This window comes from Oxalobacteraceae bacterium OTU3CAMAD1, assembly GCA_024123915.1.
Taxonomy (GTDB): Bacteria; Pseudomonadota; Gammaproteobacteria; order Burkholderiales; family Burkholderiaceae_D; genus Rugamonas.
The window spans coordinates 2,594,942-2,619,572 of sequence record CP099650.1 but is presented as its reverse complement, the minus strand read 5'-3'; the positions used below and the strand labels follow the sequence as shown (position 1 = coordinate 2,619,572).

General features: G+C 63.5%; 19 protein-coding genes, 1 tRNA gene and 1 pseudogene. 13 read left to right on the top strand and 8 right to left on the bottom strand.

Features of this window, described 5'->3' with window-relative positions; genetic code table 11:
* The first annotated feature begins 235 nt into the window (after positions 1 to 235).
* The 9 genes and pseudogenes from fdnG (at position 236) to NHH88_11230 (ending at position 12,790) form a co-directional block, all read left to right on the top strand.
* The gene (gene fdnG, locus NHH88_11270) at positions 236 to 3,307 is read left to right on the top strand and encodes a formate dehydrogenase-N subunit alpha (GenBank protein USX16323.1); all 3,072 of its coding nucleotides are present in this window, start codon (positions 236 to 238) and stop codon (positions 3,305 to 3,307) included.
* 20 nt (positions 3,308 to 3,327) lie between these two features.
* Positions 3,328 to 4,242 carry a formate dehydrogenase subunit beta gene (gene fdxH / locus NHH88_11265; protein USX16322.1) on the top strand — a complete coding sequence of 305 codons (915 nt, stop codon included), beginning with the start codon at positions 3,328 to 3,330 and terminating at the stop codon, positions 4,240 to 4,242.
* Positions 4,243 to 4,250: 8 nt separating this feature from the next.
* Positions 4,251 to 4,925 carry a formate dehydrogenase subunit gamma gene (locus tag NHH88_11260; GenBank protein USX17321.1) on the top strand — a complete coding sequence of 225 codons (675 nt, stop codon included), beginning with the start codon at positions 4,251 to 4,253 and terminating at the stop codon, positions 4,923 to 4,925.
* A gap of 78 nt (positions 4,926 to 5,003) precedes the next feature.
* On the top strand, positions 5,004 to 6,017 hold the full coding sequence (gene fdhE, locus NHH88_11255) for a formate dehydrogenase accessory protein FdhE (GenBank protein USX16321.1): 1,014 nt from the start codon (positions 5,004 to 5,006) through the stop codon (positions 6,015 to 6,017).
* Positions 6,014 to 7,471, top strand: a complete 1,458-nt coding sequence (selA, locus tag NHH88_11250) for an L-seryl-tRNA(Sec) selenium transferase (protein USX16320.1) — start codon at positions 6,014 to 6,016, stop codon at positions 7,469 to 7,471. Before fdhE ends, selA begins: the two co-directional genes overlap by 4 nt.
* Positions 7,468 to 9,405: a selenocysteine-specific translation elongation factor gene (gene selB, locus NHH88_11245; protein USX16319.1), complete on the top strand. Its 1,938-nt coding sequence runs from the start codon at positions 7,468 to 7,470 to the stop codon at positions 9,403 to 9,405. Before selA ends, selB begins: the two co-directional genes overlap by 4 nt.
* A gap of 26 nt (positions 9,406 to 9,431) precedes the next feature.
* Positions 9,432 to 9,527: transfer RNA gene (locus tag NHH88_11240), tRNA-Sec, on the top strand.
* A gap of 175 nt (positions 9,528 to 9,702) precedes the next feature.
* Positions 9,703 to 11,265: pseudogene (locus NHH88_11235) on the top strand (methyl-accepting chemotaxis protein).
* Positions 11,266 to 11,365: 100 nt separating this feature from the next.
* Complete coding sequence (locus tag NHH88_11230) at positions 11,366 to 12,790, top strand: PQQ-dependent sugar dehydrogenase (GenBank protein ID USX16318.1); 1,425 nt, start codon at positions 11,366 to 11,368, stop codon at positions 12,788 to 12,790.
* Here NHH88_11230 and NHH88_11225 read toward each other — a convergent pair whose 3' ends face one another.
* The 3 genes from NHH88_11225 to rpsO all read right to left on the bottom strand — a co-directional run bounded on the left by NHH88_11225 (position 12,791) and on the right by rpsO (position 16,097).
* Positions 12,791 to 13,258 (bottom strand): DUF29 domain-containing protein, encoded by a 468-nt coding sequence (locus tag NHH88_11225; GenBank protein ID USX16317.1) that lies wholly within the window; start codon positions 13,256 to 13,258, stop codon positions 12,791 to 12,793. It abuts the gene before it with no gap.
* 112 nt (positions 13,259 to 13,370) lie between these two features.
* Positions 13,371 to 15,491, bottom strand: a complete 2,121-nt coding sequence (pnp, locus tag NHH88_11220) for a polyribonucleotide nucleotidyltransferase (GenBank protein USX16316.1) — start codon at positions 15,489 to 15,491, stop codon at positions 13,371 to 13,373.
* A 336-nt stretch (positions 15,492 to 15,827) separates the two neighbouring features.
* Complete coding sequence (rpsO, locus tag NHH88_11215) at positions 15,828 to 16,097, bottom strand: 30S ribosomal protein S15 (GenBank protein USX16315.1); 270 nt, start codon at positions 16,095 to 16,097, stop codon at positions 15,828 to 15,830.
* Between the two features lie 167 nt (positions 16,098 to 16,264).
* On the opposite strand from rpsO, the gene bamE reads away from it, so the two are divergent.
* Together bamE and NHH88_11205 are read left to right on the top strand one after the other, a co-directional pair.
* Complete coding sequence (bamE, locus tag NHH88_11210; GenBank protein USX16314.1) at positions 16,265 to 16,753, top strand: outer membrane protein assembly factor BamE; 489 nt, start codon at positions 16,265 to 16,267, stop codon at positions 16,751 to 16,753.
* Between the two features lie 112 nt (positions 16,754 to 16,865).
* Entirely contained in the window at positions 16,866 to 17,678 is an 813-nt protein-coding gene (locus NHH88_11205; protein USX16313.1) for an OprO/OprP family phosphate-selective porin, read from the top strand.
* Positions 17,679 to 17,860: 182 nt separating this feature from the next.
* Here the strand turns inward: NHH88_11205 and NHH88_11200 are convergent, their stop codons facing one another.
* The 5 genes from NHH88_11200 to NHH88_11180 all read right to left on the bottom strand — a co-directional run bounded on the left by NHH88_11200 (position 17,861) and on the right by NHH88_11180 (position 23,013).
* Positions 17,861 to 18,745 (bottom strand): sugar kinase, encoded by an 885-nt coding sequence (locus NHH88_11200; protein USX17320.1) that lies wholly within the window; start codon positions 18,743 to 18,745, stop codon positions 17,861 to 17,863.
* Positions 18,746 to 18,816: 71 nt separating this feature from the next.
* Complete coding sequence (locus NHH88_11195; protein USX16312.1) at positions 18,817 to 20,364, bottom strand: 2-isopropylmalate synthase; 1,548 nt, start codon at positions 20,362 to 20,364, stop codon at positions 18,817 to 18,819.
* 72 nt (positions 20,365 to 20,436) lie between these two features.
* Positions 20,437 to 21,309 carry a CDP-diacylglycerol--serine O-phosphatidyltransferase gene (gene pssA, locus NHH88_11190; protein USX16311.1) on the bottom strand — a complete coding sequence of 291 codons (873 nt, stop codon included), beginning with the start codon at positions 21,307 to 21,309 and terminating at the stop codon, positions 20,437 to 20,439.
* A 104-nt stretch (positions 21,310 to 21,413) separates the two neighbouring features.
* A complete protein-coding gene (locus NHH88_11185) occupies positions 21,414 to 22,184 on the bottom strand; it encodes an SIMPL domain-containing protein (protein ID USX16310.1) in 771 nt (256 codons plus the stop codon).
* A 67-nt stretch (positions 22,185 to 22,251) separates the two neighbouring features.
* Positions 22,252 to 23,013: an SIMPL domain-containing protein gene (locus tag NHH88_11180; GenBank protein ID USX16309.1), complete on the bottom strand. Its 762-nt coding sequence runs from the start codon at positions 23,011 to 23,013 to the stop codon at positions 22,252 to 22,254.
* Between the two features lie 190 nt (positions 23,014 to 23,203).
* Here NHH88_11180 and NHH88_11175 point away from each other — a divergent pair, with 190 nt between their 5' ends.
* Complete coding sequence (locus NHH88_11175; GenBank protein USX16308.1) at positions 23,204 to 24,097, top strand: prolipoprotein diacylglyceryl transferase; 894 nt, start codon at positions 23,204 to 23,206, stop codon at positions 24,095 to 24,097.
* Positions 24,098 to 24,113: 16 nt separating this feature from the next.
* Entirely contained in the window at positions 24,114 to 24,629 is a 516-nt protein-coding gene (locus NHH88_11170; protein ID USX16307.1) for a YcxB family protein, read from the top strand.
* The last annotated feature ends 2 nt before the right edge of the window (positions 24,630 to 24,631 follow it).

Below are 24,631 nucleotides of genomic sequence, written 5' to 3'. Positions count from 1 at the left end.
CCCCGGACACGTCGGGCCGATCGCGTTAGCCGATCCGCCCGACGCGGTCCACAGCCCGCCGCGGCGATAACAAAACAATCATTTTTCTTTGAAATCCGCTAAAACGTTGTTCTTTGCGCTATATCAAAAGTATTGCACTGGCGTTAACCCAACGTTTGATACATGTCAGCGCAAACATTAATGTTTTTCTGGTGCTACACTCGAAAGGTCTTTGTCCTTACTGAAAGGCATTTCCATGAACCAGATGTCCAGGCGACAGTTCCTTAGGGTGACTGGCGCGACCATCGCGGGTTCGAGCATTGCGCTCCTCGGCTTTGCGCCGGCAACGGCCCTGGCCGAAGTCCGGCAGTACAAGCTGGCGCGCAGCACCGAAACCCGCAACACCTGCCCCTACTGCTCCGTAGGCTGCGGAATCCTGATGTACGGCCTGGGCGACGGCGCGAAAAACGCCACCGCCAAAATCATCCACATCGAAGGCGACGCCGACCACCCGGTCAACCGCGGCACGCTTTGTCCCAAGGGCGCGAGCCTGATCGACTTTATACACTCCCCGAATCGCTTGATGGTGCCGGAATACCGCGCCCCGGGCGCCACGGAATGGAGCCCGATCGCCTGGGACGACGCGCTCACGCGTATCGCCAAGTTGATGAAGGCCGACCGCGACGCCAACTTCATCGAGAAAAGCGCCGACGGCAAAACCGTCAACCGCTGGACCACGACCGGCATGCTGTGCGCGTCGGCCGGCTCCAACGAAGTAGGCTACTTAACCCATAAAACCATGCGCAGTCTGGGCATGCTGGCATTCGACAATCAAGCACGTGTATGACACGGTCCGACGGTGGCAGGTCTTGCCTCGACATTTGGACGTGGTGCGATGACGAATCACTGGGTAGACATCAAGAACGCGGATGTCATCCTGGTCATGGGCGGAAACGCCGCTGAAGCACACCCTTGCGGATTCAAATGGGTCACGGAAGCGAAGGCGCATCGCGGCGCCAAGCTGGTGGTGGTCGATCCGCGCTTTACCCGAACCGCCTCGGTAGCCGACTATTACGTCCCTACCCGCACCGGCTCGGACATCGTATTCCTGGGCGCGGTCATTAATTACCTGCTCACGAACGACAAAATCCAGCACGAGTACGTCCGCAATTACACGGACATGCCGTTCATCGTCCGCGAGGACTTCTCCTTCACCGACGGCCTGTATTCGGGCTACGACGAGGCGGCCGGCAAGTACACGGACAAGAGCAGCTGGAACTACGAGATGGGCGACGACGGCTACGCCAAGATCGATCCGACGCTCGAGCATCCGCGCTGCGTGTACCAGCTGATGAAGAAGCACTACTCGCGCTACACCCCGGAGATGGTGGAGAAAGCCTGCGGCGTGCCGCCGGAGAAATTCCACAAGGTCGCCGAGATGCTGGCGTCGACGGCAGTCCCCGGACGCGCCGCGACCATCCTGTACGCCCTGGGCTGGACCCAGCACTCGACCGGTGCGCAAACCCTGCGCACCGGCGCGATGGTGCAGCTCCTGCTGGGGAATATCGGTATCGCCGGCGGCGGCATGAACGCGCTGCGCGGCCACTCCAACATCCAGGGCCTGACCGACCTGGGTCTGCTGACCAATATGCTGCCCGGTTACCTGACCCTGCCCGGCGAGGCGGAACAGGATTGGGAAGCCTATACGGCTAAGCGGGCGCTCAAGCCTTTGCGTCCGAACCAGCTTAGCTACTACAGCAACGCCAAGAAGTTCCTGGTCTCCTTCATGAAGGCCTGGTGGGGCGACGCCGCCACCGAGGAAAACAACTACGCGTTCGACTATCTGCCCAAGCTCGATAAACCCTACGACATGATGCAGGCCTTCGAGCTTATGCATCAGGGGAAAATGAACGGCTACATCTGCCAGGGTTTCAACATCCTGGCGTCGGCGCCGGACAAGCAGAAGATCACCGAGGCGCTGTCGAAGTTGAAATTCCTGGTGGTGATGGACCCGCTGGCCGTGGAGACGGCGGAATTCTGGCGTCCGTTCGGCGAGTTCCACCAGGTCGATCCAACCAAGATCATGACCGAGGTGTTCCGCCTGCCGACCACCTGCTTCGCCGAGGAACGCGGCTCGCTGGTCAGCTCCTCGCGCGTGCTGCAATGGCACTGGCAAGGCGCCGAAGGCCCCGGCCAGACCAAGAGCGATCTGGAGATCATGTCCGGCATCTTCATGCGCATTAAGAAGATGTACCAGACCGACGGCGGAAAATTCCCCGACCCGATCCTGAACCTGACGTGGAACTACGCCCAGCCTCTGAGCCCGCAGCCGGAGGAAATCGCGATGGAGTTCAACGGCAAGGCGCTCAAGGAGCTCACCGATCCGAAGGACCCGACGAAAGTCATCCTGAAGAAGAACGAGCAGCTGGCCGGCTTCGCGCAACTGCGCGACGACGGCAGCACGGCCTGCGGATGCTGGATCTTCGCCGGTTCGTGGACGGCCGCCGGAAACCAGATGGGCCGCCGCGACAACAGCGACCCGACCGGCATCGGCAACACGCTGAACTGGGCCTGGGCCTGGCCGGCCAACCGCCGCGTGCTGTACAACCGCGCCTCGTGCGATACCAAGGGCAAGCCGTTCGACCCGACCCGCAAGCTGGTGGCCTGGAACGGCACCAACTGGGCCGGCGCGGACGTACCAGACTTCAAGGCGGACGAACCGCCGGAAAACGGCATGGGTCCCTTCATCATGCTGGCCGAGGGTGTGGCGCGCTTCTACTCGCGCGACGCCATGGCCGAGGGCCCCTTCCCCGAGCACTACGAGCCGTTCGAGACGCCGATCGGCCACAACCCGCTGCATCCGGCGAACCCGCGCGCCACCAGCAATCCGGCCGGCCGCATGTTCCCGAACGACAGGGCGAAGCTGGGCAAGGCGAACGAGTATCCACACGTGGCGACCAGCTACCGTCTGACGGAGCACTTCCACTACTGGACCAAGCACGCGCTGCTGAACGCGATCATCCAGCCGGAGCAATTCGTCGAAATCGGCGAAGACCTTGGCAAGGAGCTCGGTGTCTCCCATGGCGACCGTGTCAAGATCAGTTCCAAGCGGGGACACATCGTGGCCAAGGCCGTGGTGACCAAGCGTATCAAGGCATTGACCATCGACGGCAAGAAGACCCACCAGGTCGGATTGCCGATTCACTTCGGGTTCAAGGGAGTCACCAAACCGGGCTACCTGATCAACACCCTGACGCCGACGGTTGGAGACGGCAATTCACAGACACCGGAATTCAAGTCGTTCCTGGTGAAAGTGGAAAAAGCATGACGGCCCGAGGAGAATAAAACATGGCTTTACAATCACTTGATATCAAACGAATGTCGGCCACCACGGTGCAGTCGCCGGTGGCGCGCACGCCGGCGACCGGCACGGTGGCCAAGCTGATCGACGTGTCGAAGTGCATCGGCTGCAAGGCATGCCAGACCGCCTGCATGGAGTGGAACGACCTGCGCGACGACGTCGGCGAAACCACCGGCGTGTACGACAACCCGCTCGACCTGACGCCGCAATCGTGGACCGTGATGCGGTTTTCGGAGCACGAGACCAACGACGGCAACCTCGAATGGCTGATCCGCAAGGACGGCTGCATGCACTGCGAGGACCCGGGCTGCCTGAAGGCCTGTCCGGCGCCGGGGGCCATCGTCCAGTACACCAATGGCATTGTGGACTTCCATCAGGAGAACTGCATCGGCTGCGGCTACTGCGTCGCCGGCTGTCCGTTCGACGTGCCGCGCATCTCCAAGAAGGACGACCGCGCCTACAAGTGCACGCTCTGCTCGGACCGAGTGGCCGTCGGCCAGGAACCTGCCTGCGTCAAGACCTGTCCTACCGGCGCGATCGTCTTCGGCACCAAGGAAGACATGAAGGTACACGCGGCCGATCGCATCGAGGACCTGAAGTCGCGCGGCTACGCCAACGCCGGCCTGTATGATCCGGCTGGTGTCGGTGGCACGCACGTGATGTATGTGCTGCACCATGCCGACAAGGCGCCGCTGTATCATGGACTGAAGCAGAATCCGAGCATCAGCCCGATGGTCGGTTTATGGAAGGGGTTGACCAAGCCGCTCGCGCTGGCCGGCATCGCCGCGACGGCGCTGGCGGGCTGGTTCCACTACTCGCGCGTCGGTCCGATAGAGGTCAGCAAGGACGAGGAAGCGGAGGCGCTGCATGAGGCCAACCGGATCAGGGAGAGCGAGAAATGACCACCCCGATGAGCACACCCGAAAACAAACCCTTGCGCGACAAGGACGGCAATCCACTGATCGAGCGCTATACGCCGAATGAACGCAGCAACCATTGGGTCACCGCCATCTGCTTTATCGTGCTGACGGTGTCCGGCCTTGCCATGTTCCATCCGGCGACGGCGTGGATGGCGGTGTTCCTCGGCGGCGGGCAATGGACGCGCATCCTGCATCCCTTCTTCGGGATACTGATGTTCGCCTCGTTCGCGCTGCTGGTGGTGCGCTTCTGGCACCACAACCGCTTCGAAAAGGGCGACAAGCAGTGGCTCAAACAGGTCGGCGACGTGGTCAACAACCGTGAAGACAGATTGCCCAAGGTCGGGCGCTACAACGCCGGCCAGAAGGTGCTGTTCTACGTGCTGATCCTGTGCATGCTCGGGCTTCTGTTCTCGGGCATCGTGATCTGGCGCGCCTACTTCGCGTTCTATTTCCCGATCGAGGTGGTACGCTTCGCCGCGCTGCTGCATGCCTTCTGCGCGTTTGTGATCATTTGCTCGATTGTGGTTCACATTTATGCGGGCATCTGGATCAAGGGTTCGCTCGGCGCGATGGTGCGCGGCACGGTGACCTACGGGTGGGCGCGCAAGCACCACCCGCGCTGGTTCGAGGAAGTCGCGCGGAGCACCAACAAACCGCGCGATTGATTTATTAATTTGGGATTAGAATAGTTCCCAAGCCGGCGGCCAGGATCACTAACGCCGCCGGCAACATGGGAGACATCTTTGGTACAACGTCTGCTTGAACCGGGCGAAATCGAATCGCTCGATCACAATGCCATACCGCGCCTGCTGCTGCCGCAAGCACGCAGCCTGTTCACCGCGCGCGCTGCGCGCCTGCGCCAGTTGGCGAACAACGACATCACCGGAATTCCCGTCGCCGAATCGATGCAGGGCTATCTTCAACTGATGGCTGCCCTGGTCGACGCGCAGGCCGCCGTCGCCGCGTCGCTGCCGGCTGAGACGTTCGCACTGCCGGATGCGGCGGAAATCGCCCTGTCGCTGGAACACAATATGCCGCCGCTGCCGGTCAGCGGCACGCGCCCCGCCTCATGGCGTACCGTGTTCGCCGCCCTCCTCGATCGCCTCGATCCGCTGGTCAAAGAGCAGCCGCAGATGGCCGGCGTGCTGGCGCAACTGCGCGAACTCGACACCGCCCAGCTGGAAGGATGCGCCGACGCCGTGCTGGCCGAAGTGACCGAGGGCGTCGATCCGCTGCACGCGCCGTTTGTCGCCGCCGCGCTGCAGGTGGTGTGGGCGATGCGCGCCAGCCAGCTCGATTCCCCGGCGGTGCAACCGCTGGTGACCAACACCTTGTGTCCCGTGTGCGGCTCTCACCCGGTCGCCAGCGTGATCCGCATCGGCGGCCAGTCGCAGGGCTACCGCTATCTGCATTGCAGCGCCTGCGCCAGCGAATGGCACATGGTGCGGGTCAAGTGCTCGTGCTGCGAGCACACGTCCAAAATCGCCTACCAAAGCCTGGAGACCAACGAGGACAAGGCCGACGTTGTCGCTGCCGACTCCGCGCCGATCAACAAGGCCAACGATCCAAGCAAGGTGGCGCGCGCAGAGACCTGCGAGGACTGCAAAACATACCGCAAGATCTTCAACCAGGAGCACGACTTCAACGTCGAGCCGCTGGCCGACGATCTGGCCAGCCTGACCCTGGACCTGCTGGTCGGCGAAGCCGGCTACGCCCGCGCCAGCGGCAACCCGCTGTTGTGGTTCAACGCCGCATGAGCGGCCCCGCCAACCCGGTGAAGACGGCCGGTGCGATCCACCTGCCGGCCGTGCATCTGATTCTGTCGGACGCCGGCTGCGAAGCGCTGATCGCCGAATACGGCCGCACGCAAACGACGGAGGCGGCGCGCGCGCTGCTGGCCGAGTTGCGCGGCCTGCTGCTGGCGGCGCGCGATGGTTCCGGCCACGGCCCGGCCGCCACCGACACCTCCATCCCCACCCTGCTGACGATGCTGGCGGCGCGGCTGCGAGGGACCAACCGCTCGCCCCTGCGTCCCGTCTTCAACCTGACCGGCACCGTCCTGCACACCAACCTGGGACGCGCCCTGCTGCCCGACAGCGCGGTGCAGGCCGTGGCCGAGGCGCTGCGTTGGCCGATGAACCTGGAGTGGGACATCGACACCGGCAAGCGCGGAGACCGCGACAACCTGGTCGAGGAACTGCTGCTGGAACTGACCGGCGCGGAAGCGGCGACCATCGTCAACAACAACGCCGCCGCCGTGCTGCTGATGCTCAACACCCTGGCGCAGGGCCGCGAAGTGATCGTCTCGCGCGGGGAGCTGGTGGAAATCGGCGGCGCCTTCCGCATCCCGGACATCATGACGCGCGCCGGCGCCGTGCTGCGCGAAGTGGGCAGCACCAACCGCACGCACCTGAAGGACTATGCCGAAGCGGCAGGCCCGCAGACCGCGTTGATGATGAAGGTCCATTGCAGCAATTACGCGATCACCGGCTTCACCAAGAGCGTCGAACTGCCGGAACTGGCGCCGCTGGCCCGCAAGCATGGCATCCCGACCGCCGTGGACCTGGGCAGCGGCACGCTCGTCGACCTCGAACAATACGGCCTGCCGCACGAGACCACGGTACGCGAAACCATCGCCGGGGGCGCCGACCTGGTGACCTTCAGCGGCGACAAGCTGCTCGGCGGCCCGCAATGCGGCATCATCGTCGGCCGCGCGGACCTGATCGCGCAGATCAAAAAGAATCCGCTCAAGCGCGCGCTGCGCGTCGGCAAACTGACCCTCGCCGCGCTGGAGCCGGTGCTGGCCTTGTACCGGGCGCCGGACCTGCTGCCGGAGCGCCTGACCACCCTGAAGCTGTTGACGCGCCCCGCCGCCGCCATGCGCGAGCAGGCGCAGGCCATCCTGCCGCAACTGCAGGCGGTGCTGGGCGACGGCTACTTGGTGGGCGCCGAACCGATGATGAGCCAGATCGGCAGCGGCGCCCTGCCCGTCGATCAGCTGCACAGCCACGGACTGGTGATACGCGCCGCCGCGACGGTCCGCACCGGCAACGCGCTGGGCGTGCTCGAACAGCGCCTGCGCGCGCTGCCGCTGCCGGTGATCGGCCGCGTATCGCAGGATGCGCTGTGGCTCGACCTGCGCTGCCTGGACGACCACCAGCAACAGCGCTTCACCGAACAACTGCCCCTGCTGGCGCATACACCCGCATGATCGTCGGCACGGCAGGTCATATCGACCACGGGAAAACCACGCTCACGCGCGCGCTGACGGGTGTCGACACCGACCGCCTGAAGGAAGAGAAGGCGCGCGGCATTTCGATCGAACTGGGATACGCCTACGCGCCGCTGGCCAACGGCGACATCCTCGGTGTGATCGACGTTCCCGGCCACGAAAAATTCATCCGCACGATGGCGGCCGGCGTCACCGGCATCGACGCCGCGCTGCTGGTGATCGCCGCCGACGACGGCATCATGCCGCAAACGCTGGAGCACCTGGCCATTCTGCGGTTGCTTGGCGTGCGGCGCGGCGCGGTGGCGCTGACCAAGATCGACCGCGCCGACGCGCAGCAACTGGAACGCGTGGAAGCCGACATTGAGGCGCTGCTGGCGACCACCGATTTCGCCGGCGCGCGAATCTTCCGCACCAATGCCACCAGCGAAGGCGACGCCGGCGTGAAGGCGCTGCTGGCGCATCTGACGGATATGGCGGCCGCATTGCCGGCCGCCGATGAACGCCGCCTCTTCCGCCTGGGCGTAGACCGCGTGTTCACCTTGTCCGGCCAGGGCACCATCGTCACCGGCACCGCGCTGGCGGGCAGCGTGCGCGTGGGCGACACGCTGCAAGTGGCGCCGGGCGAGCGGCAGATGCGGGTGCGCAGCATCCACGCGCAGAACCGCGCCGCCGACACCGGCCGCGCCGGCCAGCGGCTGGCGCTCAACCTGAGCGGGGTATCGAAGGACGACATAGCGCGCGGCAGCTGGATCGTCGCGCCGGCCCTCGCCGCATGCTCCGAACGCATCGACGTCGAACTGACGTTGACGCCGGATTGCGGCGTCACCCTCAAGCCATGGTCGCCGCTGCATGTGCATCTGGGCGCGGCGCACCATGTGGCCAACATCGTGCCGCTGGACGGCGAAACCCTGGCGCCGGGCGGTAGCGGCCGCGCGCAGCTGGTGCTCGGCGCCCCGGTGCACGCGGTGCCCGGTGACCGCTTCGTGATCCGCAACGCCCAGGCCACCGCCACCATCGGCGGCGGCGTGGTGCTCGATCCCTTCGGCGCGGCGCGCAAGCGGCGTAGCGCACAGCGGCTGGACTGGCTGCGGGCGCTGGCCGGTTTCATCGATGGCAATCACGATCAGGATCCCGATCATGACCGCGGCGCGGGAGGCATCGGCGCCCTGCTGGCGCGCAGCCCGCTGGGGTTGCGCATGTCGACGCTGGTGCGGCTGTCGCAGCTGCCGGCGCGCGAGATCGTGCCGCCGCCGGGAACCGTCGAAGTGTCGCTGTCCGGCGGCGACGCGCTGCTGATCGCGGCGGCCGAGGTGCGAGTGCTGGAGGCGCGCATTCTGGAGGGATTGGCGCGATTCCACGCGCGCGCGCCCGACGAGGCGGGACCGGAGCTATGGCGCCTCAAACGCATCGTCGCACCGGAAATGGAGGACCGGCTGTGGAGCCGCCTGGTCGAGACGCTGACCGCCGCCGGACAAGTCAAGCAGCGCGGCCGCAGCCTGCATCTGCCCAGCCACAGCGTGGAGTTGAGCGAGGCTGAACAGGCGCTGGTCCAACCGCTGCTGGTGTCCTTGCACGCGGGCCGCTTCGATCCGCCGTGGGTGCGCGATCTGGTGCGCCAGCACGGCTTGCCCGAGGCGGAAGTGCGGCGCCTGCTGCTCAAACTGTCGAAGACCGGCGAGATCAGCCAACTGGTGCCGGATCTGTTCTACCATCCAGCGCCGCTGGCCGAGCTGGCGGAGTTGGTGGCGACTTTGCCCGAAGTGCAAGCCTCGTCGTTCCGCGACGCCACCGGCCTGGGACGCAAGCGCGCGATTCAAATCTTGGAGTTCTTCAATCGCGTCGGCTATACTCGGCGCGTCGGCAACGTCCACCTGATCCGGCCCAACGCGGCCTGGTCGTTCAGCGCGCAATAACGACGATAGCGCCGATATCGCACCACGGAAGGCAATCTCATCCGGTGATGGGGCCGGGCTTCAAACCCGGTGGGGGGCGTCAGACGCTCTCCTGTAAGTTCGACTCCTACTGCCTTCCGCCACTCTTCCCCCGCCTCCCGCGCTCCGTCACCCAGCGCCAGCGCAAGTGAAACTACGTAGGTACGTCCCGCACAAATAGCGTGTAAAATTACATTCAAGAAACAGGTATTGTCAATAATAAAATATTGGCCTGTTGTGGATCGGTCGCATAGACCTGCTTTAATGTAAGGAAGCACAATGATTTTTTCCAAGATGAAGGTCGGAAAACGGCTGGCGGTCGGCTTCGGCGCCGCCCTGTTGCTGCTGCTAACGATCTCCGTGGCCAGTGAACTGACCATCCGCAGCATCGCCGCCGACACCACCAACCTGCTCGAACAGCAGTTGCAGACCGAGCGCCTGGTCACCGAATGGAAAGGCATCATCGAAGCCAATGTGCAGCGCGCACAGGCCGCCGCCAAGACGAGCGACCCAGAGACACAAAAATTCTTCGAAGACGGCATCGCCCGCGCGTCCCAGCGGGTGGCCGGCGCGCAGGAACAAATCGGCAAGCTGCTGATCGATCCGCGCGCCAAAGAGCTGTTCGCCAAAGCGCTGGAAAACCGCGCGATCTATCAAGGCCACCGCAAGGCGGCATTCAGCGCCAAGGCGCAGGGCGACATCGAGCAAGCCAACGCCATCATCGCGCAAAAATTCGTGCCCGCCGGCGATGTCTATGTGGGCAGCATCGAGGCGCTTGCCGATCGCCAGAAGGCCGCCATCGACGAGATCGGCAACGGCATCCAGAAACGCAGCGAAGCGGCCGTGATCACCATCCTGATCCTGTCGGTGGCGTCGATCGCCGTAGCGCTGCTGCTGGGCTGGCTGATCACCCGCTCACTGCTGACCCAGCTCGGCGGCGAACCCGATTACGCGGCCGGCATCACCGACCGCATCGCCGCCGGCGACCTGACGGTGGACGTCGCGCTGCGCGCCAACGACCGCTCCAGTCTGCTATTCAGCATCGCCACCATGCGCGACCGCCTGGCGGCCATCGTCGGCGAAGTGCGCAACACCACCGACGCCGTCGCCACCGCGTCGAACGAGATCGCCAGCGGCAATATGGACCTGTCGACCCGCACCGAGCAGCAGGCAGGCTCGCTGGAGGAGACCGCCTCGTCGATGGAAGAGCTGACCTCGACCGTCAAGCAAAACACCGACCACGCGCGCCAGGCCAACCAGCTGGCGGCCAGCGCGGCCTCGGTAGCGGTGCGCGGCGGCGGCGTGGTGGCGGAGGTGGTGACGACGATGGATTCGATCAGCGCGTCGTCGCGCCGCATCGTCGACATCATCGGCGTGATCGACGGCATCGCTTTCCAGACCAATATTCTGGCGCTGAACGCGGCGGTGGAAGCGGCGCGCGCCGGCGAACAAGGGCGTGGCTTCGCCGTGGTGGCGTCGGAAGTGCGCAACCTGGCGCAACGCTCGGCCAGCGCGGCCAAGGACATCAAGCAGTTGATCGGCGACTCGGTCGGCAAGATCGACGATGGCGCCAGGCTTGTCGGCCAGGCCGGCGACACCATGACGGAGATCGTCGCCAGCGTCCAGCGGGTGAGCGACATCATGGGTCAGATCGCCACCGCCAGCGGCGAGCAGGAGGCCGGCATCGAGCAGATCAACCAGGCCATCGTCGAGATGGACGGCGTGACGCAGCAAAACGCGGCGCTGGTGGAACAGGCGGCGGCCGCAGCCGATGCCTTGCAAGGACAGTCCGGTCATCTGGCGCAGCTGGTCAGCATGTTCAAGCTGGACGCCGGGCCGGCGCGCGGGCACAAGGCGCTGGCATTGCGCTGACAGTGATCTTCAAGATGTCTCCAGCGCAAGAAAACTGGCACAATACGGCATTGTTGACCTTGGGACACTTATGAAAAAGATCGCCTTGCCCGCCGCCGCTATCGCTCTGGCCTTCACTTCTTTCGCTACGCATGCCGCCGCGCCATCGGTGGCCGCTGAAAAACTTTATCAGGCCAACTGCGCCTCCTGCCACGGCGTCAAGATGGAAGGCGGCATCGGTCCGACCTTGGGCAAGCACGCCTGGCTGCACGGCGAGCCGACCAAGGCCAATCTGATCAAGGTGATCAGCAAGGGCGTGCCGGAGAAGAATATGCCGGCGTGGTCCCCTGCGCTGAGCGCGCCGCAGATCGCGCTGCTGGCCGACTACATCGCCGCCGGCGCCAACAAACCGATCGTTGCCGCTGCGGCGACCACTGCGGCAGCCGCCGCGCCCGCAGCCGCAGCCAAGGCCGCCCCGGACGGCATCGACCTGAGCGGCTTCAAGCTGCCCAAAGGCTTCCGCATCAGCGTCTATGCCAACCAGGTCGATGCCGCGCGCAGCATGGCCGTGTCCGACAGCGGCATCGTCTATGTCGGCTCGCGCAAGGCCGGCAAGGTGTACGCGCTGGTGCCGCGCGGCGACAAGCAGACGGCCGAGGTGGTCACCATCGCCTCCGGCCTGGAAAATCCTATCGGTGTCACCCTCCTCAACGGCGCGCTGTACGTCGGCGAGATCAGCCGCGTGATCCGCTTCGACGATATCGACAAGCGCTACGCCCAAAAGCCGTCGTACGAGGTGGTCAAGGTCGATCTGCCGGACGACAAATGGCACGGCGAAAAGGTCATCAAGGCCGGTCCGGACGGCAAGCTGTACATTCCGGTGGGCGCGCCCTGCAACATCTGCGACACCGACGACACCAGGCACGCCAAGATCTACCGCATGAACGCCGACGGCAGCGGGCTGGAAGAATATGCGCGCGGCATCCGCAATACGGTCGGCTTCGCCTTCCATCCAACCACCAAAGCATTGTGGTTCACCGATAACGGCGCCGATCAACTGGGCGACAACAGCCCTTCGTGCGAACTGAACATCGCACCCAAGGCCGGTTTGCACTTCGGCTTTCCGTACTGCCACGGCGGCGTGGTGCCGGATGCGACCTTCAAGGGCCGCGCCTGCGAGGAGTATGTCGAACCGGTCGCCAAGCTGGGGCCGCACGTCGCGCCGCTGGGCTTGACGTTCTACACGGGCAAGCAGTTCCCGGAGGAGTACCGCAACAACGTCTATGTCGCCGAGCATGGCTCGTGGAACCGCGCCACCAAGAGCGGCTACAGCGTACGCCAGATCACCTTATACGGCAGCAAGGTCGTCAGCGACACCGCGTTCATCGACGGCTTCCTGCGCGGCGAGGAAGTGGTGGCGCGGCCGGTCGACGTGGTCACCTTGGCCGACGGCTCGATGCTGGTCTCCGACGACCACGGCGGGCGCGTATTCCGCGTGACGTACGACGGCAAGTAATCAGCGAATACGCCGGACCTTGGCAACCGGAATTTTCGGTTGCGGGAAGAATTCGGGATCCAGCACTTGTGTCAATTCCCAAGGCAACTCGGGGGGAAATGCTTTTATTCCGCTTTCGCGCTTGGCCTTCCGCACAGCGCGGCGATAAGTGGTGACGATCCACCCGGGGTCATCAAATAGTTTTTTTAGACTCGGACAATCTTCAAGTGCGTCCTCAATGAGGTCGCGTTGCGTGCAGATGGATGCGTTCCAACTCGCGCCGCGACGGAGGGGTTGATACGTCCATTTTAATAAATGCACCAGCAAGACAATGAGATGGCTGCGCAACGCGCTTTTTTCGCTTCTGCCCACATCCTCGATCTCCTCGGCGATGTTGTCGACGTCCAGTTGCGACCACTGTCTCGCGCGCAGCAGTTCCGCTTGCTGCTCGGCCCATGCAACGACGTCCTCATCGTATAGCGTGCCCATGGCGGCTCCCCTCCTCACACATTCAGTTAGAGGCGCCAGGTGATCAAAGGTTCAGACAAAAAAAACCGCCGGCGCTTGCGCTCCGGCGGTTTTCGCTCAGACTGGTCCGAGATTAGTTCGCTGCGGCGGCCGCTTCTTCAGCGGCTGCTTTCATCGACAGCTTCAGGCGGCCGCGGTCGTCGGTTTCCAGAACCTTGACGCGCACTGCCTGGCCTTCTTTCAGGTAGTCGGCAACGGCGTTGACGCGCTCGTTGGCGATTTGCGAGATGTGCAGCAGACCATCTTTGCCTGGCATGACCTGGACGATCGCGCCGAAGTCCAGCAGCTTCAACACCACGCCGTCGTAGGTCTTGCCCACTTCGACCGAGGCGGTCAGCTCTTCGATGCGACGCTTGGCTTCCTGGCCGGCGGCGGCGTCGACGGAGGCGATGGTGACCACGCCTTCGTCGCTGATGTCGATCTGCGTGCCGGTCTCTTCGGTCAGCGCGCGGATGACGGCGCCGCCCTTGCCGATGACGTCACGGATCTTCTCAGGGTTGATCTTGATGGTGATCAGGCGCGGGGCGAAATCGGACAGTTCCGTTTTCACGTGCGGCATGGCTTTTTGCATTTCGCCCAGGATGTGCTCGCGGCCTTCCTTGGCTTGCGCCAGTGCCACTTGCATGATTTCCTTGGTGATGCCCATGATCTTGATGTCCATCTGCAGCGCGGTGATACCGTTGCGGGTACCGGCGACCTTGAAGTCCATGTCGCCCAGGTGATCTTCATCGCCCAGGATGTCCGACAGCACGGCGAACTTGCCGCCTTCCTTGATCAGGCCCATCGCGATACCGGCGACGTGCTCTTTCATTGGAACGCCGGCGTCCATCAGCGCCAGGCAGCCGCCGCAGACCGAAGCCATCGACGACGAACCGTTCGATTCGGTGATTTCCGACACCAGGCGCACGGAGTAGCTGAACTCTTCCGGTGCCGGCAGCGCGGCGATCAGCGCGCGCTTGGCCAGACGGCCGTGACCGATTTCGCGGCGTTTAGGGGTACCGACGCGGCCGGTTTCGCCGGTGGCGAACGGAGGCATGTTGTAATGCAGCATGAACGAGTCGGTGAACTCGCCCATCAGCGCGTCGATCTTCTGGCTGTCGCGGGCGGTGCCCAGGGTGGCGACGACCAGCGCCTGCGTTTCACCACGGGTGAACAGAGCCGAACCGTGGGTGCGTGGCAGCACCGAGGTGCGGATCGAGATCGGACGCACGGTGCGGGTGTCGCGGCCGTCGATGCGTGGCTCGCCGTCCAGGATCTGGGTGCGGACGATTTTCGCTTCGATGTCGAACAGGATGTTGTTCACTTCGGCCGAATCGACCGGCGCGGCGCCTGCAGCGGCGGCTTCAGCCGACAGGTCGGCCAGCACTTCGCTGGTGGCGGCCTTGAGCTTGGCGGTGCGCTCTTGCTTGTCTTTGGTCTGATACGCTTCGTTGATCTTGCTGGCGGCGAAATGCGTCACGCGGCCGATCAGTGCTTCGTTCTTGGCAGGTGGAACCCATTCGACTTCCGGCTTGCCGCCGTCGCGCACCAGTTCGTGGATCGCGTCGATGACCGCTTTCATTTCGGTGTGGCCGAAGACGACGGCGCCGAGCATGATTTCTTCGGACAGTTGCTTGGCTTCCGATTCGACCATCAGCACGGCCGTTTCGGTACCGGCGACAACCAGATCCATTTCGGAGGTCTTCAGTTGTTCGACGGTCGGGTTCAGGATGTACTGGCCGTTGGCGTAGCCGACGCGCGCTGCGCCGACCGGGCCGTTGAATGGCACGCCCGACACGCACAGGGCGGCCGATGCGCCGATCATGGCGGCGATGTCCGGATCGATCTCAGGGTTGACCGACAGCACGTGAATGATGACCTGCACTTCGTTCAGGTAGCCTTCAGGGAACAGCGGACGGATAGGACGGTCGATCAGACGCGACGTCAGGGTTTCTTTTTCCGAAGGACGGCCTTCGCGCTTGAAGAAACCGCCCGGGATTTTACCGGCAGCGTAGGTTTTTTCGACGTAATCGACGGTCAGCGGGAAGAAATCCTGACCTGGCTTGGCATCTTTGCGTGCCACAACCGTTGCCAGCACGACGGTGTCTTCGATCGACACCATCACCGCACCGGATGCCTGGCGAGCGATTTCGCCGGTTTCCAGCGTCACGGTGTGTTGGCCGTACTGGAAGGTTTTCGTAACTTTGTTAAACATGGGTAATCCCTTTCTATTTGCCGACAGATTTTCAGGGGCTGTCGTTCACCTCACCACAGACGGCATACCCGCCGTCTTTGCTACACCTACACTTGCTAAAACATTGGTCCACGTAGGGCGGATTAGGCGGAACGCCGTAATCGGCCATCGACGAGCCGCCCACTGCTCAGGCATGGCCGATTACGCTTCGCTAATCCGCCCTACGTGTTACCGGGATTCCATGCTGCGCTGCCAAGATCGCATTCCATTTGGCAAGTTTTTACCCGCAAAAATGACAAAATGCCCGCGACAGACAAACTGGCGCAGGCATTTCGATTAAGCCGGATGACGCAAATATTACTTACGCAGACCCAGTTTAGCGATCAGATCGCGATAACGGGTTGCGTCTTTGCCCTTCAGGTACGACAGCAGGCTCTTACGACGGTTAACCATCATAATCAGACCACGACGGGAGTGGTGATCCTTGCTGTGGGCCTTGAAGTGGCCGTTCAGTTCGTTGATGCGTGCGGTCAGCAGTGCAACTTGCACTTCTGGCGAGCCGGTGTCTTTTTGACCACGGGCGTTGTCCGCGATGATCGCGGCTTTGTTGATGTTTTCTACGGTCATGATATTTACCTTTAACATGCGGTGCGCGGAGTCTGAACCCTGCACACCGTGAACTTCAAAAAAAACCGGTCCGAAGACCAGACCCGAAAGTATAGCGGAAAAAGCGCCGCGTGTATCCCGGCTTGGCTACAATTTGTCCACTTCCCTCCTCTTTTTGGAGCTGCGACATGAAAAGACTGCTTGTTTTGACAACGTTTTGCGGCACGCTGACCGGCTGCGCCAATATGTTCGGGCCGCCACCAGCGCCGGGCGACACCGCCCAGGTGGTCCAATCCAAGCTGGGCCAGCCCACCGGCGTCTATAAAAACGGCCCCGACACGATGCTCGAATACGCCATGGGGCCGCTCGGCCAGTACACGTGGATGGCGCGCATCGGTCCGGACGGGCGCCTGATCTCGTACGAACAGGTGCTGACGAACGCCAAGTTCGGCACCATCAAAATCGGCCGGGACACCAAAGACAGCGTGCTGGGCATCCTCGGGCGGCCGTCCAAGCAGGTGCGTTATTACAGCGTCGACGGCGACGTCTGGCAATACCGCTACAAGGAAAGCGATGTATGGAACTCGCTGATGGACGTGCAGTTCGACCGCAACGGCGTGGTGCAAGCCCTGGTCAATGGGCCCGACGAGGAACGCGAACCGCGCTGGTTGCGCTAACCGGCGCGGTAGGAGCAGTCCCACGCGCAGTTTGGCAGTGCGCCGACGTGAAAGATTTCTCGTGGTTGCTATGATTTCTCTATATCAAAACGCAACTTACTTCGGAGAATTCATGTCTTTACGTACGCCTTCCGCACGCCACGCTATTTATGCAGCCTCGCTTATCGCGCTGACCACCGCGACAGCGATGGCCTGGGCGGAACCATCACCGGCGCTGGACCGCGCCAGCCTGTCCGTCGGCGCCTTCTATACCGAACCGCGCATCAAGGTCGAGGGCGACACCAACTATGGCCGTATCGACACCGGCACCTACAAATCCGACAACGTGACCTTGCCGCGCGCCAAGGCGAGCGTACTGATCGGCGACTCGCACGGTTTTGACTTCGATTACTACCGTTACGATAAAGAGTACAACCCGAGCCTGAGCGGCAGCACCAACATTAATGGCTTGCCGCTGACCGGCACCGGCAAGCTGAATGCGAAGCTGAAGCTCGATCTGGCCAATGTCGCCTACAAGTGGTGGCTGGGCAGCGGCGCGGACGTGTTCGGCGTGGGTGTCGGCGCGGCCTACTACCGCGCGCGCATCGATGGCACCGCGAACGGGGTGTTGAATGGTATTAGCGGCAATGCGCGCTATTCGGAGAATGAGAGCGCCTACGCGCCGCTGGTGGAACTGGGCTGGCGCCATCAGTTCTCGCCGCAGCTGCGCATGTATGCGGATGCTAACGGGATCAAGAAGAATGGCGGCAGCATCAACGGCCATATCTACGGCGGCGCCGTTGGCGTTGAGTGGTATGTGACGCCGATGGTGGGCGTGGTGGCCGAGTACAGCGCGTCGAAGATCAGCCTGCGCCGCGAGCGCGACGATCTGGCGGTGAATATCCGTTTGAATGGACCTGCGGCTTATCTCAAGGTGCGGTTCTAAGGTACTGGATGCGTCGCGCGGATTTACGTAGGGCGGATTAGCGTAGCGTAATCCGCCATGAGCCGCCGACGGCGCGTGCATGGCCGATTACGGCGTTCCGCCTAATCCGCCCTACGTGTCTCCAGAATGGAGCATGGTTTTGTGGACAGCCCGGCCAGGCGGCTTTGCCGCTGGCCGGCATTTTATGCCAGCGCCGCGCGCACTTGCGCGGCGCTCGGTATCGGCGCCACGGCGCCATGGCCTTGCGTCGATAGCGCGGCGCTGACGTTGGCGTACCTTACCGCGTCGCCCAGCGCATCCCCCGCCGCAAGACGCGCCAGCAGGCTGCCGTCGAAACAATCCCCCGCGCCGGTTGCATCCACCGCTTGCACCGGATATCCCTCCGCCAATCGCGGCGCTTCGCCCTCGCCCGCGTACCAGGCGCCCTGGGGTCCCGTCTTCAGCACCACTGAACGCGCGCCTTGCGCGCGGCACCACGCGAACATCGTCTCGACATCGTCGGTACCAGCCAACGCCACCGCTTCGTCCAGACTTGGCATGAACAGATCGGTCATGCCGATGGTGGCGCCCATGACGGCGCGCGCACGCGCCAGGGGCCACAACGACAAGCGCAGGTTCGGATCGAAGCTGACCTTTACCCCGGCGCGGCGCGCGATGTCGATGGCGGCGAACACGGTGTCGCAGGCACTGGCCGATATCGCCTGCGAGATCCCCGACACATGCAGCCAGCGCGCCGATTCGATCAGGCCCAGATCCATCGTGCGCGGCTGCATGCGGCTGGCCGCCGAGCCGGCGCGCAGATAGCTGAACGCGTGGCCATCGGGACCGTGCGTGACGAAATACAGGCCGGTGGGCGCGTCGGCATCGCGCGCGACGGCGCTGACGTCGACACCCTCGGCCCGCCATAAGTCGAGCAGCATTCCGCCGAAAGCATCTTCGCCGACGCGTGTCAGATACGCGGTGCGCGCGCCCTGCCGGCTGGCGGCGATCACCGCGTTGGAGGTGTCGCCGCCAAAGCCCTGGCGGTAGTTCGCTTCGCCAGGCGTGGCCTGGTTGAACTCCACCATGGCCTCGCCCAACGCCACAATATCAAAACTCGTATCAAAACTCGTATCAAAATCTTTTGCCACTCAAAACCTCATGGTTGCGGGTTGACGCGCTCGATCTTCGAGTGCAGTTTATTCAGCGCCGACAAATAAGCCTTGGCCGAGGCGACGATGATGTCCGGATCGGCGCCGACGCCGTTGACGATGCGCCCCTCCTTCGACAGCCGCATCGTCACCTCGCCCTGCGACTGGGTGCCGGTGCTGATGGCGTTGACCGAGAACAGCACCAGTTCGGCGCCGCTGCCGACTTCCGATTCGATGGCGTTGACGGTGGCGTCCACCGGGCCGTCGCCCTTGCCCTCGGAGGTGTGCTCTTCGCCGTCGATGAAGAACACCACCTTGGCGTTCGGCGTCTCGCCGGTGTTCGATTGCTGCGACAGCGAGACGAAGCGATAGAACTCGCTTTCCTGCGACTGCTGCTCGTCCGAGACCAGCGCCAGGATATCCTCGTCGAAGATGTCGGACTTGCGGTCGGCCAGTTCCTTGAAGCGGATGAAGGCGGCGTTGACCTCCGCCTCCGATTCCAGGTCGATGCCCAGCTCCTGCAAGCGCTGCTTGAAGGCGTTGCGGCCGGACAGTTTGCCCAGCACGATCTTGGTGGCCGCCCAGCCGACATCCTCCGCGCGCATGATCTCGTAGGTCTCGCGCGATTTGAGCATGCCGTCCTGGTGGATGCCCGAGGCGTGCGCGAAGGCGTTGGCGCCCACCACGGCCTTGTTGGGCTGCACGGCGAAGCCGGTGATCTGCGACACCATCTTCGACGCCGCCACAATCTGCGTGGTGTCGATGCCGCATTCCAGGTTGTAGTAGCCGCCGCGCGTGCGCAGCGCCATTACCACCTCCTCCAGCGCGGTGTTGCCGGCGCGTTCACCGAGACCGTTGATGGTGCACTCGATCTGGCGCGCGCCGCCTATCATCACGCCCGCCAGCGAATTGGCCACCGCCAGACCAAGATCGTTGTGGCAGTGGACCGACCACACGGCCTTGTCGGAGTTGGGAATGCGCTCGCGCAGGCGGCGGATGGTTTCGCCGAAAATCTCCGGCACCGCGTAGCCGACGGTGTCCGGGAAGTTGATTGTGGTCGCGCCTTCGGCGATCACGCCCTCCAATACGCGGCACAGGAAATCCTCGTCCGAGCGGCTGCCGTCTTCCGGGCTGAATTCGATATCGTCGGTGTGCTGGCGGGCGAAGCGCACGGCGTTGCGGGCCTGCTCCAGCACCTGGTCGGGCAGCATGCGCAGCTTCATCTCCATATGCAGATTGGAGGTGGCGATAAAGGTATGGATGCGTTTGCGCTCGGCCGGCGCCAGCGCCTCGGCGGCGCGCGCGATATCGCGGTCGTTGGCGCGCGAGAGCGAGCAGATGGTCGATTCGCGCACCACCGAGGCGATCGCCTTGATGGATTCGAAGTCGCCCTGGGAGGCGGCGGCGAAACCGGCTTCGATGACATCCACCCGCAGGCGCTCGAGCTGCTTGGCGATGCGGACTTTCTCGTCCTTGGTCATCGATGCGCCGGGCGATTGCTCGCCGTCGCGCAGGGTGGTGTCGAAGATGATCAGGCGGTTGGATGAGTTGTTCATAGTAGCTCCGTTGCTGTGGCTGCGTTGCTTGAAAATGCTCAGGGCCTACCGCCCATGTGTCGAGGACCCGGGTTAGTGACGCTCGCTCGGATCGTCGCTATCGATTTCGGTCTGGATCAGGCTCACCGGCTTGCCCTTCGCAAGCCGCCATACCAGCACCGCGTAGCCGGACAAGCCATAGGCGATAAAGATCGGGAACAGCACCTTTGGCGGATCGATCGACACCAGCGCGAACACCAGCGCGATGAGGAACACGGCGATGAACGGCACCGACTTGCGGAAGTTGACGTCCTTGAAGCTATAGAACGGCACATTGGTCACCATCGACAGGCCGGCGAAGACGGCGATGCCCCACGAGATCCAGCGCAGTTCCAGGCCGGAGACCTCCTGGTCTACCATCAGCAGGATGAAGCCGGCCACCAGCGCGGCGGCCGACGGCGACGGCAAGCCCTGGAAGAAGCGCTTGTCGACCACCTCGATGTTGGTGTTGAAACGGGCCAGGCGCAGCGCGGCGCCGGCGCAGTAGACGAAGGCGGCGATCCAGCCCAGTTTACCGAGGCCGCGCAGCGACCACTCGTAGATCACCAGCGCCGGCGCGGCGCCGAAGGAGACCATGTCCGACAGGCTGTCGTATTGGGCGCCGAATTCGCTTTGGGTGTTGGTCAGGCGGGCCACGCGGCCGTCAAGGCCGTCGAGCACCATGGCGATGAAGATCGCCCAGGCCGAGTGTTCGAACTTCTGGTTCATCGCCATGACGATGGCGTAGAAGCCGCAGAACAGCGCGGCGGTAGTGAAGGCGTTCGGCAGCAGGTAAATCCCACGATGACGCGGCTTGTCGAGGCCCTCGCCCCGGGCGCGGCGCGCAAAACGGCTGAAACGCGACGTCTTGGGCAGTTTGGCTTGGGCGGCGACGTTTTTAGCGCGGCGGCGGGGAAAGTTCGGCATAGGGTTCCATTCTCATTATGTGGTCTTGCTGCGCCATCATTATAGAGGAGCCGACAATAAAAAAGGGGGATGGCGCCCCATCCCCCTATTCTGCACAAGTTTGCTTATTTGAAGCGCACTTTGCCGACAAGACGCATCTGCAAGGTGGTTTCGCCGGGCTCGAAACTGGGTTCGGCAACGGCCGTTTCGCTCCTGCGCAGCATCATCGGCGCCGGAGCGCTCGCATAGGCGGTCGCATTATTGCCCCCGTAATTGCCGGAGCCTTCGAAATCGACGGTGTCGAGCACGGCGTCGCCGACCTTGCGGCCCATCGCTGCGGCGATCGAATTGATCCGTTCGGTCAGGTTGGCGTAGGTGGCGGCAATGCGTTGTTCGTCGAGCTTGCGGGTGGTTTCCGCCGCCAGGCCGAAGCGCACGCCGTTGAGCGACAGCACGCTTTGCGCGGCGGCCACCGTTTTCGGCAAGGTCGCCAGCGTGGTGGTCGTCGCCTGCAGCGACTGGCCGACGCGCCAGGCGGTCGGCACACGCGGTTTGGATGGTTTGAGGGGCTGCCCGGGCGGCACCGGCGGCTCCTCCGGATAGACCGGATAGGTGTAGTAGCCGTGGGTTTTGAGCTTGGCTTGCGGGTCTTCCCGTTTGACGATATCGGTGCCCTGCTTCATCTTCTGGTTGGCCTTGGAGGCGGCCACGGCTTTGTCCTTGTCGACCTCCTCGACGCTGAAGGTGACAATCGCCTGGTCATTGGCGTGAGTGACTTCGCCGGAGGCCGGCACCACCACCAAGGTGCCGGCGGTGGGCAGGGATTCGGGCGCGGCGTGCGCGGCCAGGGTGAAGGCGGCGGCCACGGCGGCGGCGAGGTGTTTCAGGTGGGTCATCGATCGATCTCCGAGGTTGATGGAAAAGCAAGCTCGACTTTACCTGAAACGTTTCGCCATCGCGGACTTACTTGAAGCGCACCTTGCCGACCAGTTGCATCTGCAAGGTGGTCTCGCCCGGCTCGAAACTCGGCTCGGCGACTTCGGCGCTGTCAGCCATCTTGGCGCGCATCATCATCGGTGCCGGCGCCTGGGCGCGCTCCTGCGCGTAATTGCCCGAGCCTTCGAAATCGACCGTGTCGAGCACGGCGTCGCCGACCTTGCGGCCCATGGCGTTGGCGATCGAGTTGATGCGCTCGTTCAGGTTTTTGTAGGTGGCGGCGATGCGCTCGTCGTCCAGCTTCTTGGTGGTTTCCGGCGTCAGGCCGAACTGCAGGCCGTTCAGGGTCAGCACCTTTTGCGCGGCGGCCACGGTTTTCGGCAGCTTGTCGAGATTGGTGGTGGTCACTTCCAGGTACTGGCCCACGCGCCAGGCGGTCGGCACGCGCTGCTTCGGCATCTGGCCGTTCGGCAGCGGACGGTCTTCCGGATAGACGGGATAGGTGTAGTAGCCCTGCGTCTTGAGCTTGGCTTGCGGATCGGCCGCCTTGACGATGTCCAGACCCTGCTTCATCTTCTGGTTGACGCGCGAGGCGGCGGCGGCCTTGTCCTTGTCCTGCTCTTCGATCGCCAAGGTGGCAATGACTTGATCGTTGGCGTGTTTGACTTCGCCGTATGCCGGCACCACCACCAAGGTGCCGGTGGTCGGCAGCGAATCGCCCGGCGCGGCGTGGGCGGCGAGTGCGAAGGAGACGGCAGCGGCTGCGGCGAGATTTTTCATTACGGTCATTGCGGACTCCAAAGTTGAGATTACGACAAGCCGAACTTTACCTGAATTTAACCGGAGCATATGTAAGACATGGTGAGTGTTTGTAACATTTCTGGTGAGCCATAAGTTATGCTAGAGTGATTAGCTAATTGCCATGCATGACATCTCGACAGGATAGTTTCGGGAACCAACGGGACGTTGAAGGACTCTAATGTCGTATCCATTTTTAAGCGATGTGGTGAAAGCCTGGACCGGCTACGACATCCCGCTACCGCTGGCCACGTTCGGCCTGTTCGTCGCGCTCGGCGCGATGGTCGCCGGCGCGTGCTTCCACGCCGAGCTGGGCCGCCTGTACCGCGTCGGCAGGATCGGCGCCGCGTGGGTGCGGGGTGCGGAGGTGCCGCCACAGCAAGTGGTCAGCGACTTCATGGTGGTCGTGATGATCGCAGGCGTGATCGGTGCGCGGCTGTTCCATATCCTTGAACACACCGGCCAGTTCATGGCCGATCCGATGAGCATGATCTTCACGCGCTCGGGGCTGAGTATCTTCGGCGGGCTGATCGCCGGCACCCTCGCCGGCATGGTCTGCGTGCGGCGCTGGCGCCTGCCGGTGCGCCCGCTGCTCGACGCGGCCGCGCCGGCCATGATGATCGGCTATGCGATCGGCCGCATCGGCTGCCAGGTGTCGGGCGACGGCGATTGGGGCACGGTGGCGAACATGGCGCTCAAGCCGGAATGGCTGCCGACGTGGTTTTGGGCGCAAACCTACGACAACAACATCTTCGGAGAAGTGCTCGCCGCGCCGGGCGTGTATCCGGCGCCGATTTATGAAACGGCGATGGCTGCGGTATGCTTCCTGATCTTGTGGGCGCTGCGCCGGCATCCGTTTCGCACGGGTTGGCTGTTTTCCGTGTACCTGATACTGGCCGGCGCCGAGCGTTTGCTGATCGAGCAAATCCGCGTCAACCCGGTGTTCGACGTGCTCGGCGTGCGGGCCACGCAGGCCGAGATGATCGCCGTCGTGCTGATCGTGCTGGGGCTGGTGGGCACGGTGCTGCTCGGTCAACGGCAAACCGATGGCGGCAAGCTGCTCAATCCGAGCTGACACAGAGGAAGCGTATATGTGGTTTAGCCACCCCAAACCCTTCATCACCAAAGCGGTCGCCATGCAGATGGCCGAGCAGAACAAGTTGCCGCCGCCGGAGACGACGACCATCACGGTCGAGCATGAGGAAGTGCCCATTCCCGAGTTAAGTCAGCAAGCAGACGCGGCGGTCGGCGACGCCGCGCCGATCCGCATCAACGTCACGCTGCAGCTGCGTGAATATCTCGATTTCCGATGGGCGAGTAACCAATCGAAGAAAGCCAGAATGCGTTTACCCGATACGGTGGCAGGCGCGTTCTGGTACTACCTGCGCGTGCGCCATGCGGCCGCGAGCGCCATTGACATCGATGAGCAACAGATCAGACGAACCGGCGCCGGCGGCACCTCGGTCTGGAGCTGGCGCGATGTGCGCGAGGTGCGTCCCTACCCCACCGGCTATTTGCTGCGCCTGGCGGACACCTCGATGCCCATCCCCTACCGCCTGTTGAGCGCAGATCAGCGTGCCCGCTTCAGGGCGATGATCCGGAGGTAACC